The organism is Tatumella sp. JGM94 (assembly GCF_018257595.1).
GTDB classification, from domain to species: domain Bacteria; phylum Pseudomonadota; class Gammaproteobacteria; order Enterobacterales; family Enterobacteriaceae; genus Tatumella; species Tatumella punctata.
In genome coordinates this window covers 45,077-62,355 of sequence record NZ_JAERJN010000008.1, presented here as the reverse complement: position 1 = coordinate 62,355, position 17,279 = coordinate 45,077, and the positions used below count along the sequence as shown (strand labels likewise).

The window sequence follows — 17,279 nt, the reverse complement described above, 5'->3', positions numbered from 1 at the left end:
AATTTTAGTTCATTTTATTCACCTGGTGGCCGGGTTGTATACTGACAACATTCACTTTCCACGAGGAATTCACCATGCTTGCAGCCCTTCGTTCGCAGCGGCTGACAAAATTACCCCATTTGTTACAGCTGCCTGTACAGGTTCTGATTTATATCGGCTTATTTTTATTTTCTGAACAATTGGTGGTATGGCTGCATATTCCCCTGCCGGCGAATATTGTGGGCATGGTACTTATGCTGTTGTTAATTGTCAGTCGTGTGCTGCCACTGAAGTGGGTCAAAGCCGGCTCTAACTGGCTGCTGGCCGAGATGCTATTGTTTTTCGTCCCTGCAGTGGTGGCAGTGGTCAATTACGGTACTTTGTTACGTGAAGATGGTGTCCGTATTTGTCTGGTTATCGCTATCAGTACCGTGATGGTGTTAGCTGCCACCTCTTTTGTGGTGGAACATATTTACCGTTATGAAACACAGCGTGCAGCACGTAAGCAGGCCCGCCATGAATGATTTGCTGATCAGTCTGTTATGTTTTGTCGTGACGATTCTGGTGTATTACCTGAATAAACGTTTATATCGTCGCTGGCGTATTCTGATTCTGATGCCACTGGTGATGACACCGATGGTGCTGGTGGCCCTATTACTGGTGACACATATCAGCTGGAACGATTATATCGCCCAGAGCCACTGGTTGTTATGGCTGCTGGGCCCGGCAACCCTCGCCTTTGCCGTACCGGTCTATGAGAATGTCTACATTATAAAACGTCACTGGATGTCTCTGAGTGCCGGTGTGGTGACCGCGACCCTGGTGGCGGTGTGCAGTTCCGTCTGGCTGGCGCGTTTATTTACTCTGCCTGAAGAGATCCAGCGTAGCCTGGCCGTCCGCTCGATAACTACCCCGTTTGCACTGGCTGCGGCCCGGCAGGAAGGGGGACAGCCTGATTTGGTCGCCCTGTTTGTGGTGCTGACCGGGGTCTTCGGGATGGCGATTGGTGATTTTATGTTCCTCCGGCTGGCGATTAAACAGGGGTTGTCAAAAGGAGCCGGACTGGGAGCAGCTTCCCACGGTGCCGGTACCGCAAAAGCCTATCAGCTGGGGCCTCAGGAAGGTGTGGTTTCCAGTCTGGTGATGATGCTGGCCGGGGTGGTAACGGTTCTGGCTGCGCCGATTATTGGTCATATTATGTGGGCGGTGGCATAAGGGTGAACATTATATTTCAGAATATGATGAAATATACTTTCGTTTACCGATAAACAGGTTGCCGCTGCTTTTCTATGCTGGTCAAATGTCCGGGTAGCGCGTCTTTTATTTATCCGGGAGTATTACAATGAAAAAAATTATCCTTGCAGCAGGGCTGGCGGGTGTGATGGCCAGCGGTATGGCTCAGGCTATTGAAGGCAGTGTGGATGTCGGTAAGCACAGTACTAACCTGAGTGTCGGGCTGGGGTCTTCATCACCCGGCCTGTTTCTGAAAGGTAACTGGTTACGCAGCAATGATGACGGCAGTGTCGCCGGAGCAGCGCTGGGATATAACCTGTCGGTGGGGCCGTTAAATGTCTCTCCTGCGGCGAAAGCGTTATTTACGCATCCGGAAAACGGTAAAGACGGCTTTACTGTTGCTGTAGGTTCGGGTGTCAGTTATCAACTGAACAGCATGTGGGGCGTGTATGGTGAATACTATTACGCTCCTGAATCCTTCTCGGCACACCTCAACCACTATGAGGAAGCGGCCGGGGGGGTCAGCTTTACTCCGATTTCATTGCTGACTCTGCGCGCCGGGTATCAGTATGTTGAACTGAATAACAAAGACAGCAATAAAAATAACGTCCTGAATAATGGTCCATACCTCAGCGCTTCTGTCAGCTTCTGAGTGATCAACCCCGCAGCCTGGTCTGCGGGGTTATCTGGCAGTATAAACGCAGGCCGGTTACGGCATTTTTATTGTCTGCTGCTCTTCGAGTAATTTTTCAACCACGCCCGGGTCAGCCAGGGTTGAAGTATCCCCCAGTCCGGTGGTTTCTCCGGTCGCAATCTTACGCAGAATACGACGCATAATTTTCCCCGAGCGGGTTTTTGGCAGCATTTCTGCCCAGTGCAGGATATCCGGTGTCGCGATAGGTCCGATTTCCTTACGTACCCACTGGCGGACGTCGTGATATAGCTCTGCCGTCGGTTCTTCGCCTGCATTCAGGGTGACATAGGCATAAATTGCCTGTCCCTTGATACTGTGAGGAATTCCCACCACTGCCGCTTCTGCTATTTTCGGATGAGAAACCAGTGCTGATTCTATTTCTGCGGTCCCCAGGCGGTGTCCTGAAACGTTAAGAACGTCATCCACACGGCCGGTGATCCAGTAATCACCGTCTTCATCACGCCGCGCACCGTCACCACTGAAATAACAGTTTTTAAAGGCAGAGAAATAGGTTTGTTCAAACCGCGGGTGATCACCGTACAGGGTCCGTGCCTGACCCGGCCAGGAGTCAGTGATCACCAGATTCCCTTCACCGGCTCCCTGTTGCACCACCCCGTGATTATCGACTAACGCCGGCTGTACGCCAAAAAACGGACGAGCAGCAGAGCCCGCTTTCAGCTCAGTGGCACCCGGTAACGGGGTGATCATAAAGCCCCCGGTCTCGGTCTGCCACCAGGTATCGACAACCGGACAATGGCCGTTACCCATATGCCGGTAATACCATTCCCAGGCTTCAGGATTGATGGGTTCGCCGACTGACCCCAGAATTCGCAGGCTGGTACGTTCTGTACCGGCGATGGCTTTTTCGCCTTCTGCCATCAGAGCACGGATTGCCGTCGGGGCGGTGTAGAGAATCGAAACCTGATGTTTATCCACGACCTGTGACATTCTGGCCGGCGTTGGCCAGTCAGGAACGCCTTCGAAGATCAGTGTGGTGGCACCGCAGGCCAGCGGGCCATATAACAGGTAGCTGTGGCCAGTGATCCAGCCCACATCAGCAGTACACCAGTAAATATCCTGCGGATGATAATCGAAAACGTATTTAAACGTTGTGGCGGCATACACCAGATATCCGCCGGTAGTGTGCAATACCCCTTTTGGCTTACCGGTAGAGCCCGAAGTATAGAGAATAAACAGCGGGTCTTCGGCATTAACCGCCACCGGAAGGTGCTCTGTACCGGCGGCAGCCATCAGTTCATGCCACCACAGATCACGCCCCTGCTGCCAGCCGGAAAAGCCGCCGGTGCGGCGAAAAACCACCACATTTTCGATAGTGGTGATCGCCGGATTTTTTAGTGCATCATCGACATTTTTTTTCAGGGGGATCGTTCGACCCGCACGTACTCCTTCATCGGCGGTGATCACCAGCCGCGCACCGCAATCAATGATCCGTCCGGCAACGGCATCCGGGGAAAAACCGCCAAAAATGACCGTATGTACCGCCCCGATACGTGCACAGGCCAGCATGGCAATGGCCGCCTCCGGCACCATTGGCATATAAATAGCGACAACATCGCCTTTTTTAACATTTAACTGGCGCAGCATATTCGCGGCGCGGCAGACTTGCTGATGTAACTCCCGGTAGCTCAGATGCCGGCTTTCATCGGGATTATCACCTTCCCAGAGAATGGCTGTTTTATCTGCGCTGGTTGCCAGGTGGCGATCGAGGCAGTTTGCCGCCAGGTTCAGTGTGCCGTCCTCATACCAGCGAATACGGATATTTCCCGGCGCAAAAGAAGAGTTCTTTACCTTAGTAAAAGGAGTGATCCAGTCCAGAATTTTCCCCTGTTCAGCCCAAAAAGTATCAGGGTTGTTCACAGAATGTTGGTACATTGTGGTGTATTGTTGCGGACTGATCAGGGCATGCTCAGCGATGCTCGCGGGGATCGGGTGTTTATAGATCTGGCTCATATCAGGCCTCCTGCAAAATGTTAATATTATGTATTTTTAATGTTATTTAAATGATTGCAAGAAGGGATATTTTGTTTTTGTGTTGCAGATCACGTGACAGAGAAAAGTCGTATTATCGGAGGGTTACCTCATTTCTTACCAAATGATAGTTAAAAGCAGTAGTTATAAAAATTTCTTTTGGTTTGTTATTTGCTTCCTGAATCTCACTCAGGATTAACTGAGTCGGCTGTTACGATAAAATATCGGGGAATGTCTCCTGTTATCACTATTTATAACAGTGACTTATAACATAAATTTGTTGCGGGCAGGCAAGGTGCAGGTTAACTGTGCTTTTTATTCGTTACGGAATAAGGTTGCCATAACCTGTCTAAAAATGTTAATTATCTATCTCTTATGCAGGGTTTGTCAGCAATTTTCTATAAGATTAGTACTGTATTAACCCGGTGTTTGTTCACTTCCCAAAATAATTCTCTGGCTGTGAGAAGAGAGCGGGAAGTCCGACTAAGGAAATAAAAATGAAAAAAGGCATAAAGATTAGTCTTGCCTGGCAAATACTTATTGCTCTGGTTCTGGGTGTGGTAGTGGGTGCTGTCCTGCATAACCAGCCAGATGACCGGGACTGGTTAATTATTAATGTACTTAAACCTGCCGGTGATATCTTTATTCATCTGATTAAGATGATCGTAGTACCGATCGTTATATCATCGCTGATCGTCGGTATTGCCGGTGTCGGTGATGCGAAAAAACTGGGGCGTATTGGCGTCAAAACGATTGTTTATTTTGAAGTCATTACCACTATCGCCATTGTCCTTGGAATTACGTTAGCTAACGTTTTCCATCCGGGCTCGGGTATTGATATGTCGACCCTGACCACGACGGATATCTCAAAATATGAAGCTACTACCCGGCAGGTGGAAAGTGGCCCTCATAGTCTGGTATCGACGATCTTATCCATTATTCCGCAGAATATATTTGCCTCACTGGTTAACGGCGATATGCTGGCCATCATCTTCTTCTCGGTGATGTTTGGTATGGGATTGTCAGCCTTACCGGCAGAACACCGTGATCCGCTGACTGGTCTGTTCCGCTCAGTATCAGAAACCATGTTTAAAGTGACGCATATGATTATGCGTTATGCGCCGGTGGGGGTTTTCGCCCTGATCGCCGTGACCATCGCCAACTTCGGCTTCGCTTCTCTGGTGCCACTGGCAAAACTGGTCGGTCTGGTATATGCCGCGATTTTACTGTTTGCGCTGGTAATTCTTGGGGCGGTGGCCAGGATCTGTGGTCTGCGTATTATGACGATTATTCGCATCCTGAAAGATGAACTGATTCTGGCCTATTCCACCTCCAGCTCTGAAACCGTGTTGCCACGGATTATGGAAAAAATGGAAGCCTATGGTGCCCCTAACTCGATCACCAGCTTTGTGGTACCGACCGGTTATTCCTTTAACCTTGATGGTTCCACCCTGTATCAGAGTATTGCTGCCATCTTTATCGCCCAGTTGTATGGCATCGACCTGTCTCTGACTGAAGAGATCGTCCTGGTGCTGACCCTGATGGTCACTTCAAAAGGGATTGCCGGGGTGCCCGGGGTCTCCTTTGTGGTACTGCTGGCAACGCTGGGCAGTGTCGGTATTCCTCTTGAAGGACTGGCGTTTATTGCCGGGGTCGACCGTATTATGGATATGGCGCGTACTGCACTGAATGTGGTAGGTAATGCGTTAGCCGTGCTGGTGATTGCCCGCTGGGAAAAACAGTTCGATTCAGAAAAAGCGCTGGCCTATGAGCAAAAAATGAAAGCGCATCTGCTCGAAGACTGATGTGTTGATCGACGGGGCCGTAGCGGCCCCGTTATTTTTTCCGCCACGCCTCTCCGCCTATTGGCCACCCGCTGCTTTCGCCTCTGCGCCGCATGTTCTATGATGCAGCCTGACTTGCCACAGGATGCGTAACCGATGACCCCCGACTTAAACAAACTGATTACGGAAGGCCGTAATCCTGCCAGTGAAACTATCGACCAGCTGACGACAGAACAGATGCTGGCGGTAATCAATCAGGAAGATAAAAAAGTTGCCCTTGCGGTAGAAGCTATCCTGCCGGATATTGCCCGCGCAGTGGATGCAATCACTGCGGCTTTTTCCTGTGGCGGCCGGTTAATTTATTGTGGTGCAGGTACCTCTGGCAGGCTGGGTATTCTGGATGCAAGTGAGTGCCCGCCAACCTTCGGAACTCCGCGCGGTCAGGTGGCTGGCCTGATTGCCGGCGGAGAGCCTGCTATCCTGCAGGCGGTGGAAAATGCGGAAGATAATCGTGCACAGGGTGTGCAGGATCTGCAGGCCATCGACTTTACTCAGCGGGATATCCTGGTGGGTATTGCCGCCAGCGGCAGAACGCCCTATGTGCTGGGGGCGATGGAATACGCGGAGCAATGTGGGGCGACGGTGGTGTCCCTGAGTTGTAATCCGGATGGCGAAATGGCCGCCAGGGCGACTATTGCGCTGACGCCGGTGGTCGGACCCGAAGTCATTACCGGCTCTTCGCGGATGAAAGCCGGAACGGCACAAAAAATGGTACTGAATATGCTGTCCAGCGGGGCAATGATCCGCAGTGGTAAGGTGTTCGGTAACCTGATGGTCGATGTGGAAGCGACTAACCATAAACTGGTACAGCGGCAGGTGAATATTGTGATGCAGGCAACGGGCTGTCAGGCTGCCGATGCGCAGCAGGCACTGGACGCCTGCCAGGGACAGTGTAAGACAGCGATTATTATGTTACTGGCAGGACTGGAGGCTTCACAAGCCAGTGCATTACTGGCAGAGCATCAGGGCTTTATCCGTCAGGCATTATTAGCCGTATTACCTGCGCAGCTCTGAGCGGCTGCCGGCTGCTGTCAGCCCGATAACAGCAGCCAGAGAAAGTAGTGGTCACTCACAAACCAGGCATTATTGGTCCGTGGTCATCATAAAATACTATTCATCCAGTATGTAAATGATTATTCTTATCAAATGGAAAATCATTTCCTTATCTTTGATCACGCAGGCCTGATCCGGCCATACCCCGGTTATGTGCCGCTTATTACTCTGGAGACGTTATCGACATGTTTAATTATCATCATGCTTTTTTCCGTCCATTGGTACTGGTTACCGCGTTATTTTCTGCTCACAGCTTTGCCGCAGAAGTATCCGTTATGAGTAAACCCGTAGATAAAGGGTTATATGAACTGGTCTACAGCCAGCCTGACAATACGCTGTTTGTGGCCAGCGCGCAGGGCCGCGACGATCAGGGCGGCATGGTATACCGGCTGGACCCACAGAGCTTACAGAGTGTCCGGACACTGAAAAATACCCATAAACCGTTTGGTGTCGCCCTGGATCAACAGAATAACCGTTTATTCCTCGGTAACAGCCGTGAAGGTGCAGTAACCCTGATCGATGCGAATAGCGGCGCAGAGCTTAAACATCTGGTGCTGGATGGCCGTAAACGCACTGAGACTCTGCGACCGTTACAGGTACGTGAAATCGTGTTTGATGCGGCGACTGACCGTTTGTATATCCCCGGCGTCGGTGCTGACAGCGTGGTCTGGGTGGTTGATGCAAAAAATCTGACATTGCTGGATACGATTAAAAACACAGGGAAAATTGCTACCGGCGTGGCACTGGACAGTAAAAACCACACCCTGTATATCACCAACAGCGATGGTGAGCTGTTGATGATTAACACTGGCAATAATCGTATCGAAAAACGGGTCAGGGTGGTGGAGAGCGGAGACAGTGCGTTACTGAATATTGCGCTGGATAAAACAGGGAACCGGCTGTTTATCACGGACTTTAAACAGGCAGGGGTGCTGGTTGCTGATACCGCGACCGGAAAAGTTATTCATACTATCGCGGTACCTGAATCACTGGCAGTACTGTTTAACCCTGCCCGCGATGAGCTCTATGTTACCCATCGTAAAGAGGGAACTGTCAGTATTATCGATACAAAAGATTATTCAGTGAAACAGACGGTAAAAGCGCCCGGATTACCGAACAGTCTGGCATTGTCCGCCGATGGCAATACCCTGTTTGTTTCGGTTAAACAACCGGCGACACGTGATAAGCCTGCGACTTCTGCTGATGAAGTCATGAGTATCCGTCTGTAAGCGAATCAGATAAAAGGCCCGCCGTTATTGCGGGCCTTTCTCTGTTGCGTCAGCCGTTGAACAACGGCATAACCCTCCGATATCTCAGTCAGGCTTTTTTGGCCGGGGCAGCAAATAACACTGAAAGTTTCCCGCCGGCAGCGCTCAGTTTTTGCAGTTTTTTCTGGTTAACCGTATCCAGTTTACCCAACTGAGCGAGGGTCGGTGACGATGGTTCTGCGGTGGTATGAGTACTGCCATCCGCCTGAGTCATCGCCTGCGCAGCTTTCGCCAGGTAACCTGCATAACCACTCTTACGGGTCAGTGCTCCGTCGTTAAACGGCTGGTTATGACGCAGCCAGTCACCTAAATAGAATTCAAGGAACGGCGGTGCGTTTTCCGGCTTCTTATAGGACACCGAACGCAGGAAATAGACCACTGAACGATAATCATCATTGGCCATAAATTTCATACCAACCTGAGCAGGCAGGTCTGCCGGGGCAACGGCATTACCTGCCGGATCTTTTAACCAGCTAAGATTATGCTGCTGCATCCAGCGCCAGAATGCTGCCATATCGGGCAGTGAACTCAGGTCATTAGTGATTCGGACGCTGAAATTAAATGGCTGATTGCCGGCAATTTCACGGAATACACTGACCGTATGATGACCATCGGTCAGGTATAGCTGGTGGTCAGGCCCGATGACCGCACTTTTAATGGCATTGGGATAAGTACCGTACGGCGACTGGCAACTGAAACTGCCGGGGTTAGTGATCACCGACTGACGGGTAAAGTGACTGACTTTTCCCGCGCCGTTGTTTTCGCAGAAACTATCAAATAACTGGCGAGGGCTGGCCCGGAAAAGGGCGACTTTATAGCGAATTTCATCATAGCCAACCGCTGGCTGGGTAGGATGAATGTCTGTGACCGCAAGCTGTTTAATGGTCGCGGTATCTGCTGCCATACTGTGCATTGAGGCGATGCCGGTCAGCAGTGCCAGCAGACAGGATAATCCGGTGCTTTTCATATTGACGTTCCATAGTAAAACAATTGGGTTCTGCGGAAGCTCATTGATGGCTGTGTCACGGCAGCCGATCAGAATCAACCTGCTTTGTCACAGTACAGCATGACTGCGCCGGACTATCTCCCGGAATAGCGACCTTTTTTACCTCTGTTATCTGAATGAACCACAAACTGCAGGATATCGCGTGTCACTTTGGACGACACGCGATGTAAGCCGGTTTACTCTGCTGCGTCATGCATCATTTCGTCGTGTGGCTTATCCTGCAGGATCTGCTCAAAGCTGCGCAGACGTTTATAAATTGACATCAGTTCAACCAGTGTTGACCAGGAGGTAATCAGATACTGGAAAGATGATCTCACCTGATCAAACACGTTAGAGACCTGGTTCATGATCCCCAGGGTAATGGTACCGGCAACGATAGACGGGAATAATACAAACAAACCAAACACATTATCGACCTGTAAATACAGGATACGGGTGATATTAAAGTACAGATAATGGAAGTACAGGCGGAAGTAGTTATATCTTACCCGGCTGAACAGGTCCTGTACCGTCGGCGGCAGGGCGCGTTCGGCGTTATCTTCACCATATACCAGCTCTTTACGGTAAGCGGCTTCTACTCGTTGATTACGAAATTCCAGTCCGGGTAATTTAATCCCGACCATGGCCAGCAGGCCGGTACCAAACAGGGACCACAGTAAAGCAATAATCACCAGAGCATAAGGAATATTGCCGAGGAAGGGCACGTCTTTCACATGGTGGGATAAACTGACTAATACCGGCAGAAAAGCAATCAGGGTCATAATCGCCTGAATAAAGCTCACCCCCCAGCTTTCGAGAGTGCCGGCAAACCGCATCGTATCTTCCTGCACACGCTGGGCCGCCCCTTCCACCTGGCGTAACTGCTGCCAGTTGGCCATATAGTAGTTATTCATCGCGGTACGCCAGCGGAATACCCAGTGACTGACAAAAAAGGAGTTCATGACCCCGATAACCACCGCGACCAGCGCTATGCCAAGGAAAGCGATCACTTCAGAATAGAAGACGGTGATCGGTACCGAGCCGGCTTTGGTCAGTGCTTTCTGGATTAAATCCCCAAACGGACCATACCAGGCGTTAATCGCGACCCCGACCTGTACACCAAACCAGGTGGAAAAAATGATCAATGCCGAGCCCCAGACCGACCAGAGTTGCCATGGATGGTTATCGATAATCCGCCAGCACAAAGCGAATAAGGCAGTGGCAATCCAGAAGTATAAATAAAACCACAACTGTGACAGATGGATAAAGCGGAATACGGTGGCAGGTAACGGGCTGCTGGCCGCTTTTGCCAGGGCAGGTATCCCCTCTAATGCGCCTTCGCCGGCAAGAAACCAGATCAGAATAGCCACCAGACTCCAGATAGCCGCGCTGCTGAAGAATAGCCCGGGGCGAGGGAAAAAACATTTAAACATAGCAACTCCATTAAATAGTCACATCCTGTTATAGCGTTAAAGCCTGTTAACTGTCTGTTGAAGGATGTTTCTGGCAGTGACAAGCCCCGTGTAGCGGGGTTATCACCTTCCGCAGTACAAGAAAATGTTAATAAAAATAGAGATTGATGTTTTTTTCTGCTGAACCTTATTAATAACAGGTATACAATAAAGCACATTGTTACCGGTAACACCGTTTTGTTACTTTTGCTGGTGACAAAATAAACATCAATATAAAATTTAACATTTCATGCCGCATTATATGCGGTACTGAGGCAATGTCATGTCAGAACATAAGAACGGACAGTCGCGCAGGGATTTTTTACTAAAAACGATCACTTTAGCTCCTGCAATGGCTGTTGGTAGCACCGCCATAGGTTCACTTGCATTTAGTCCGGCAGCCATGGCTGCCGATCGCCCTGATAATGGTCCTCAGCAGGCCCGCGAATATCAGCCATCCTGGTTTACCGCAGAAGAGTATGCGTTTATTACTGCGGCGGTTGCCCGGTTAATTCCCGCCGATGACCGCGGCCCGGGTGCACTGGAAACCGGTGTCCCTGAGTATATTGACCGGCAGATGAATACGCCTTATGCGACCGGGTCAAACTGGTATATGCAGGGACCTTTTGCGCCGGATACCCCGAAAGAACTGGGATACCAGTTGCCGCTGGTGCCGCGACAAATTTATCGCCTCGGTCTGGCAGAAGCAGATGAGTACAGTAAAAAACAGTACCAGAAAGTATTCGCTGACCTGAATGCTGACCAGCAGATCGCGGCCCTGAAAGCGTTTGAAACCGGTCAGGCTCAGTTCACACAACTGCCAAGTAAGCTGTTTTTTTCCTATCTGTTACAAAATACCCGCGAAGGGTTCTTCAGTGATCCGATCCACGGTGGCAACCAGGGAATGGCTGGCTGGACGCTGATAGGTTTCCCCGGTGCCAGAGCTGATTTTATGGACTGGGTAGAACGTGGTGAACATTATCCGTTCCCACCGGTATCAATTCGCGGAGAAAGGGCATAATCATGGCCAATGAAATGAAAAAAGCAGATGCAGTGATTGTCGGTTTTGGCTGGGCCGGGGCGATTATGGCCAAAGAGCTGACCGAAGCCGGTCTGCATGTGGTGGCACTGGAACGCGGACCACAGCGTGATACGTATCCTGATGGCGCATATCCTCAGTCTATTGATGAACTGACCTATAATGTGCGTAAAAAGCTGTTCCAGGATCTGTCTAAAAGCACCGTGACCGTCCGCCACAATCCTTCGCAGACGGCTGTTCCGTATCGCCAGTTAAATGCGTTCCTTCCTGGAACCGGTACCGGAGGCGCGGGACTGCACTGGTCAGGCGTTCATTTTCGTGTTGATCCGGCTGAGTTGCGGCTGCGCAGCCACTATGAAGAACGTTACGGTAAAAACTTTATTCCACAGGGGATGACGATCCAGGATTTTGGTGTCAGTTATGATGAGCTGGAACCTTTCTTTGATCAGGCAGAAAAAGTGTTTGGCACTTCCGGTACCGCCTGGACAGTCAAAGGAAAACTGGTGGGTAAAGGGAAAGGCGGTAACCCGTTTGCCCCGGACCGTTCTGATGATTTCCCGTTAAAGGCCCAGAAACGGACCTATTCAGCACAGTTGTTTGCTGAGGCGGCGGAATCGGTCGGCTATCATCCTTATGATATGCCTTCGGCGAATACGTCCGGTCCTTACACTAACACCTATGGTGCACAGATGGGGCCTTGTAACTTCTGCGGCTATTGCAGTGGTTATGCCTGCTATATGTATTCAAAGGCCTCGCCGAACGTCAATATTCTGCCAGCCCTGCGTCAGGAGCCAAAATTCGAGCTGCGTAATGACTCTTATGTGTTACGGGTGAATCTGACGGACGATAAAAAACGGGCGACCGGTGTCACTTATGTGGATGCCAGCGGTCGCGAGCAGATCCAGCCAGCCGATCTGGTGATCCTGTCAGCCTTCCAGTTCCACAATGTCCATCTGATGCTGCTGTCGGGCATTGGTAAGCCTTATAACCCGATAACTAATGAAGGTGTTGTCGGCCGTAACTTTGCCTACCAGAATATCTCTACCCTGAAAGCGCTGTTTGACAAAAATATCACCACTAACCCGTTTATCGGTGCCGGCGGTGCAGGAGTCGGGGTCGATGATTTTAATGCCGATAACTTTGACCATGGTCCGCTCGGTTTTGTCGGTGGCTCACCTCTCTGGGTTAACCAGGCCGGTGTGAAACCGATCTCCGGGCTGCCGACACCACCAGGAACCCCGGCGTGGGGCAGTGAATGGAAAGCGGCGGTGGCTGATACTTATACACACCATGTATCGATGGATGCTCATGGTGCGCATCAGTCTTATCGCAATAACTATCTTGACCTTGATCCTAACTATAAAGATGCCCACGGTCAGCCGTTACTGCGGATGACTTTTGACTGGCAGGAAAACGACATCAAAATGTCGCAGTTTATGGTGTCGAAAATGCATAACATTGCCAAAGCAATGAACCCGAAAATGATTATCGGCGGCGCTAAGACGGCAGACACTCATTTTGATACCACCGTATATCAGACCACCCATATGAACGGCGGGGCGATTATGGGGGAAGATCCAAACACCAGCGCGATTAACCGCTATCTGCAGAGCTGGGATGTGCCAAATGTGTTTGTACCGGGAGCCTCAGCCTTCCCGCAGGGACTGGGTTATAACCCGACCGGGATGGTGGCTGCACTGACCTACTGGTCAGCAAAAACCATTCGTGAGGTTTACCTGAAAAACCCGGGTCCGTTGGTACAGGCATAAGAGGCACAGACAATGAAAAAAAGAATAGTAACGCTGTTGCTCAGTGCAATGGCTTTTTCTGCGGTGGCTGCCGATAACAGCGGGCAGGATTTAGTAAAGCGTGGTGAGTATCTGGCCCGTGCAGGAGACTGTGTGGCCTGTCATACCAGCGAAGGAGGAAAACCCTTTGCCGGTGGCCTGCCAATGGCAACGCCAATTGGCACGATTTATTCGACCAATATTACCCCGGACAAGACCAGCGGTATCGGTGACTACAGCTACGATGATTTCCAGAAAGCGGTGCGCCACGGGATTGCTAAAAACGGCGACACTCTTTATCCGGCAATGCCATATCCGTCGTATGCGGTGGTCAGTGATGACGATATGCATGCCCTGTATGCCTACTTTATGCATGGGGTGGCACCGGTAAGTCAGAGCAATCACGCGACCGGCATTCCGTGGCCGCTCTCTATGCGCTGGCCGCTGGCGGTGTGGCGGAAAATGTTTGCCCCTGAGGTGGCTCCGGCGCTAGCGGCCGCCGGAGAAGATCCGGTACAGGCCCGTGGCCGTTATCTGGTCGAAGGCCTCGGACACTGTGGTGCCTGCCACACACCGCGCAGTATCACTATGCAGGAAAAAGCCCTGAATAATCGTCAGGGCACCGATTATCTGTCCGGCAGCAATGCGCCGATTGATGGCTGGACGGCCACCAGTCTGCGGGGGGATGATCGTGATGGTCTGGGACGCTGGAGTACGTCAGATATCGCCCAGTTCCTGCGTTACGGCCGTAACGATCATACGGCTGTTTTCGGCGGAATGACGGATGTGGTACAGCACAGTCTGCAATATCTGAGCGCCGATGATATCAATGCCATTGCCAGTTACCTGAAATCTCTCAGTCCGCGGGATGCCAGCCAGCCAGGGTTTACAGCGAATGATCAGACAGCTCAGGCACTGTGGAAAGGTGACGATCATCAGACCGGTGCTGCACAGTATGTGGACAGCTGTGCTGCCTGTCATAAAACCGATGGCACAGGTTACACCCGTTTCTTCCCGGCACTGAAAGGTAATCCGGTAGTATTAGCGCAGGATCCGGCATCGCTGATCCATATTGTGCTGACAGGGGATACCTTACCCGGGGTCAATGGCGCACCTTCTGCGGTCACCATGCCGGCTTTTGGCTGGAGACTTAACGACCAGCAGGTGGCTGATGTGGTGAACTTTATTCGTAACAGCTGGGGTAACACTGCCTCGTCGACAGTTTCAGCGGATCAGGTCGCAGATATGCGGAAATCGGCGACGGTCAGTACCAAACAAGGTGCGGCGACGGTTGAAGGATTATCAAAACAGCCGTAACCGTATGATCACTGACAGACCTTCCCCCGCAGAGATCGCGGGGAGGGTCTGTTATATATCAGATATTTTCCAGGTCGCGTCCGCGGGTGGCGGGGCCAAAAATACCCACCGATAACATTACCATCAGCATACTGAACACGATAAAGGCAATCACCCCCTGACTGCCGGCGTATTGCAGTATCACGCCGATCATAATACTGCTAAAGACTGTCGACAGGCGGCTGAATGAATAACAGAAACCGACGGCCCTGGCACGGATATGAGTCGGAAATATCTCGGTCTGATAAGCATGATAGCTGAAGGTCAGCCAGGCATTGGAATATGTCACCAGAAAACCACAGATAATCATCAGCAACGGACTGTCCGCCAGCGCAAACAGAGTACCGAAGATGACAGTCATTAACGATGCCATAACGATCTGCCATTTATTTTCAAACTTATCGGCATAACGGCTGCAAATCAGTGAACCGAGCGGATAAGCGAGGGTGATAAAAAAAGCATACAGCAGGCTGTGGGTCAGGCTGGTGCCTTTACCCGACAGTAGTGCCGGCAGCCAGTTACCAAAACCAAAGAAACCAATCGCCTGGAAAAAATTCATCACCACCAGCATCAGGGTTCGTTTACGCCATTGGCGGGCCCATATTTCGCGGAAGCTTCCCTGTACACGGGGCGAGTTCTGAACTGCCGCGGGTAATATTTCCCACGGTGGTGGTGTGATACCGCAGCGCTTTTCCATTGCACTCAGTACCCGGTGGGCTTCCTGATAACGTCCCTGTTGTTCCAGCCAGCGGGCCGATTCGGGCAGGTTACGGCGAATACGCCAGATCACCAGTGAACATACCGCCCCGGCAATTACGACCCAGCGCCAGCCTTCCAGATGTAACCAGCTCTTCGGGATCAGCCACCAGGACATCAGGGCAACGACAGGTACTGACAGAAACTGAATAAAAAAAGAAAAGGCAAATGCCCTGCTGCGTAAATGTGCCGGCATCCACTCTGCCAGATAGGTGTCGATAGTGACCAGCTCGACCCCCAGCCCGATACCGACCAGCAGACGGCATAAAATAATCCCTTCGGCGGTATTCTGAAACGCCATCATTAACGAGAAAATACCGTACCAGCCGAGGGCGAAGATGAAGGTCATACGGCGGCCAAATTTATCTGCATATTTCGCCAGTAAGCTGGCACCGATAAATAAGCCAAGGAAAGTGACGGAAGCAAATGCGGCCTGATCAGATATTCCGAAAATACCGGCATTCCCCGGATGAAATATTTTCTCAGCGAGTAAACCTGAACTAATATATCCCGTTTCGAATAAATCATAGAGTTCGAAAAAACCACCCAGAGCGAGTAAAGAAATAAAAACCCACAGACTTTTACCGGAAGGTAATGCATCAATTCGGGCGGCAATAGTGTATTTATTATTTTGCTGAACAACAGAGCAGGTCTCTGCTGCAGTACAGACGGATGACATAATGAAATTAACCTCGGGATAGCTGTATTTGCGATGCTGCTGAACAGATTATTAGTATTGAATAGAGGGAGTGATCAGCAGTGAACAAATAGCAGAATAAGCGAAGAAAACAAAAAAAACGAGGTTAAATAATATTAATTCTGCGGGGCGATTGGAGCGTTTCTTTCCCCGGCCGGACAGGGGGTGCCGGCCGGGGGATATCGTCAGCAAAGGACGATACGAGTTAACGGATAATTATCAGAAATTATAACCAATGACCGCGTAATAACCCCAGCCAGTATTTTTGGTAGTGAAGTTGCCTTTACCAAAATTAAGTTCTGAACCATCGGCCCACTGTCCGCCATTATGGAAATAACGGGCAACCAGTGAATAATGCCAGTGGTCATAACTCAGGGAGAGAACATGGCTGGAAGCGATAGAATTACTGGTACGGACCGGACCGGATTTTTCACCAAGATCTGAATCCCAGTCAATATTTGTAAAACCGATATAACTCAGGTTACCGCCCCATAGGGTCGTCAGAGGCAGGAAGTATTTAATTTTGAAACGATAGCCGTCCCAGCTGTTTTGGTTTGCCGCGCCGTAGTTTTCCCACTGATATTTAGCATAAACGTTCAGTGATAATCCCAGTTTGGTGCCGGTATCTATATCTGTACCCAGACCCATATACCAGGTGTTCTGACGGTTAGCATTGTTCGGGCCCATGTCATAGATATAGTTGTTAGCAAAGTACCATTCTTTGAACGGGCCAAAGGCCAGGCTGGTACCGGTCAGCTTATCAATAGAAAAGCGTGGTTCGATTTCCATAAACAGCGGAGAACCTTTGCCTTTGTCCCAAATCCCTGAGTCGTTACCGTTACCGGTGCCGAAGAATTTAGGCACATCTACATAACCGTAGAAATCGAACCAGTCTTTGTGAGCAAAAGCTTCATACTCCAGATATAAATCGTTATTTAGCTGGGGTCCGAACCGGGTATGGTAACTGCCCACGACATTGACACTCTGGTGCCACCAGTCCGACAGGTACTGAGGTGATGTATCTGCCGCATAAGAAGGACTGATTGCTGAACCCGCCAGCAAAGTTGCTGCCATCATTAATTTATATTTCATTTTATATTAAACACCCGCAATTTGCCTAAAGAGTACCCCTGTTATCACAGTCAGCA

Annotated in this window: 14 protein-coding genes; 9 read left to right on the top strand and 5 right to left on the bottom strand. The window is 50.5% G+C overall.

Annotation, left to right across the window (positions count from 1 at the left end; all coding sequences use genetic code 11):
• The first annotated feature begins 74 nt into the window (after positions 1–74).
• The 3 genes from JK216_RS07620 (at position 75) to JK216_RS07610 (ending at position 1,864) form a co-directional block, all read left to right on the top strand.
• Entirely contained in the window at positions 75–503 is a 429-nt protein-coding gene (locus tag JK216_RS07620; protein WP_212707480.1) for a CidA/LrgA family protein, read from the top strand.
• Complete coding sequence (locus tag JK216_RS07615; protein WP_212707479.1) at positions 496–1,194, top strand: LrgB family protein; 699 nt, start codon at positions 496–498, stop codon at positions 1,192–1,194. The genes JK216_RS07620 and JK216_RS07615 overlap by 8 nt, the downstream gene beginning before the upstream one ends.
• Positions 1,195–1,321: 127 nt before the next feature.
• Entirely contained in the window at positions 1,322–1,864 is a 543-nt protein-coding gene (locus JK216_RS07610) for a YfaZ family outer membrane protein (RefSeq protein ID WP_212707478.1), read from the top strand.
• 57 nt (positions 1,865–1,921) lie between these two features.
• Here JK216_RS07610 and acs read toward each other — a convergent pair whose 3' ends face one another.
• On the bottom strand, positions 1,922–3,877 hold the full coding sequence (acs, locus tag JK216_RS07605) for an acetate--CoA ligase (protein ID WP_212707477.1): 1,956 nt from the start codon (positions 3,875–3,877) through the stop codon (positions 1,922–1,924).
• 515 nt (positions 3,878–4,392) lie between these two features.
• On the opposite strand from acs, the gene gltP reads away from it, so the two are divergent.
• From gltP to JK216_RS07590, 3 genes are all read left to right on the top strand, one after another.
• A complete protein-coding gene (gene gltP, locus JK216_RS07600; protein WP_212707476.1) occupies positions 4,393–5,700 on the top strand; it encodes a glutamate/aspartate:proton symporter GltP in 1,308 nt (435 codons plus the stop codon).
• Positions 5,701–5,835: 135 nt separating this feature from the next.
• A complete protein-coding gene (murQ, locus tag JK216_RS07595; RefSeq protein WP_212710271.1) occupies positions 5,836–6,753 on the top strand; it encodes an N-acetylmuramic acid 6-phosphate etherase in 918 nt (305 codons plus the stop codon).
• A 224-nt stretch (positions 6,754–6,977) separates the two neighbouring features.
• Positions 6,978–8,021 (top strand): YncE family protein, encoded by a 1,044-nt coding sequence (locus JK216_RS07590; RefSeq protein WP_212710270.1) that lies wholly within the window; start codon positions 6,978–6,980, stop codon positions 8,019–8,021.
• Between the two features lie 88 nt (positions 8,022–8,109).
• Here JK216_RS07590 and JK216_RS07585 read toward each other — a convergent pair whose 3' ends face one another.
• Positions 8,110–9,027 (bottom strand): ParB/Srx family N-terminal domain-containing protein, encoded by a 918-nt coding sequence (locus tag JK216_RS07585; protein WP_212707473.1) that lies wholly within the window; start codon positions 9,025–9,027, stop codon positions 8,110–8,112.
• A gap of 215 nt (positions 9,028–9,242) precedes the next feature.
• A complete protein-coding gene (gene sbmA / locus JK216_RS07580) occupies positions 9,243–10,478 on the bottom strand; it encodes a peptide antibiotic transporter SbmA (RefSeq protein ID WP_212707472.1) in 1,236 nt (411 codons plus the stop codon).
• Positions 10,479–10,779: 301 nt separating this feature from the next.
• On the opposite strand from sbmA, the gene JK216_RS07575 reads away from it, so the two are divergent.
• The 3 genes from JK216_RS07575 to JK216_RS07565 are packed head-to-tail and all read left to right on the top strand — an operon-like array spanning position 10,780 to position 14,639.
• Positions 10,780–11,517 (top strand): gluconate 2-dehydrogenase subunit 3 family protein, encoded by a 738-nt coding sequence (locus JK216_RS07575; protein WP_212707471.1) that lies wholly within the window; start codon positions 10,780–10,782, stop codon positions 11,515–11,517.
• Between the two features lie 2 nt (positions 11,518–11,519).
• Complete coding sequence (locus JK216_RS07570) at positions 11,520–13,304, top strand: GMC family oxidoreductase (RefSeq protein WP_212707470.1); 1,785 nt, start codon at positions 11,520–11,522, stop codon at positions 13,302–13,304.
• 12 nt (positions 13,305–13,316) lie between these two features.
• Positions 13,317–14,639, top strand: a complete 1,323-nt coding sequence (locus tag JK216_RS07565) for a cytochrome c (RefSeq protein WP_212707469.1) — start codon at positions 13,317–13,319, stop codon at positions 14,637–14,639.
• A 58-nt stretch (positions 14,640–14,697) separates the two neighbouring features.
• On the opposite strand, the gene JK216_RS07560 is transcribed toward JK216_RS07565, so the two are convergent.
• Both JK216_RS07560 and JK216_RS07555 read right to left on the bottom strand, forming a co-directional pair.
• A complete protein-coding gene (locus JK216_RS07560) occupies positions 14,698–16,113 on the bottom strand; it encodes an MFS transporter (RefSeq protein WP_212711434.1) in 1,416 nt (471 codons plus the stop codon).
• 237 nt (positions 16,114–16,350) lie between these two features.
• Positions 16,351–17,223: a nucleoside-specific channel-forming protein Tsx gene (locus tag JK216_RS07555; protein WP_212711435.1), complete on the bottom strand. Its 873-nt coding sequence runs from the start codon at positions 17,221–17,223 to the stop codon at positions 16,351–16,353.
• Positions 17,224–17,279: the final 56 nt, after the last annotated feature.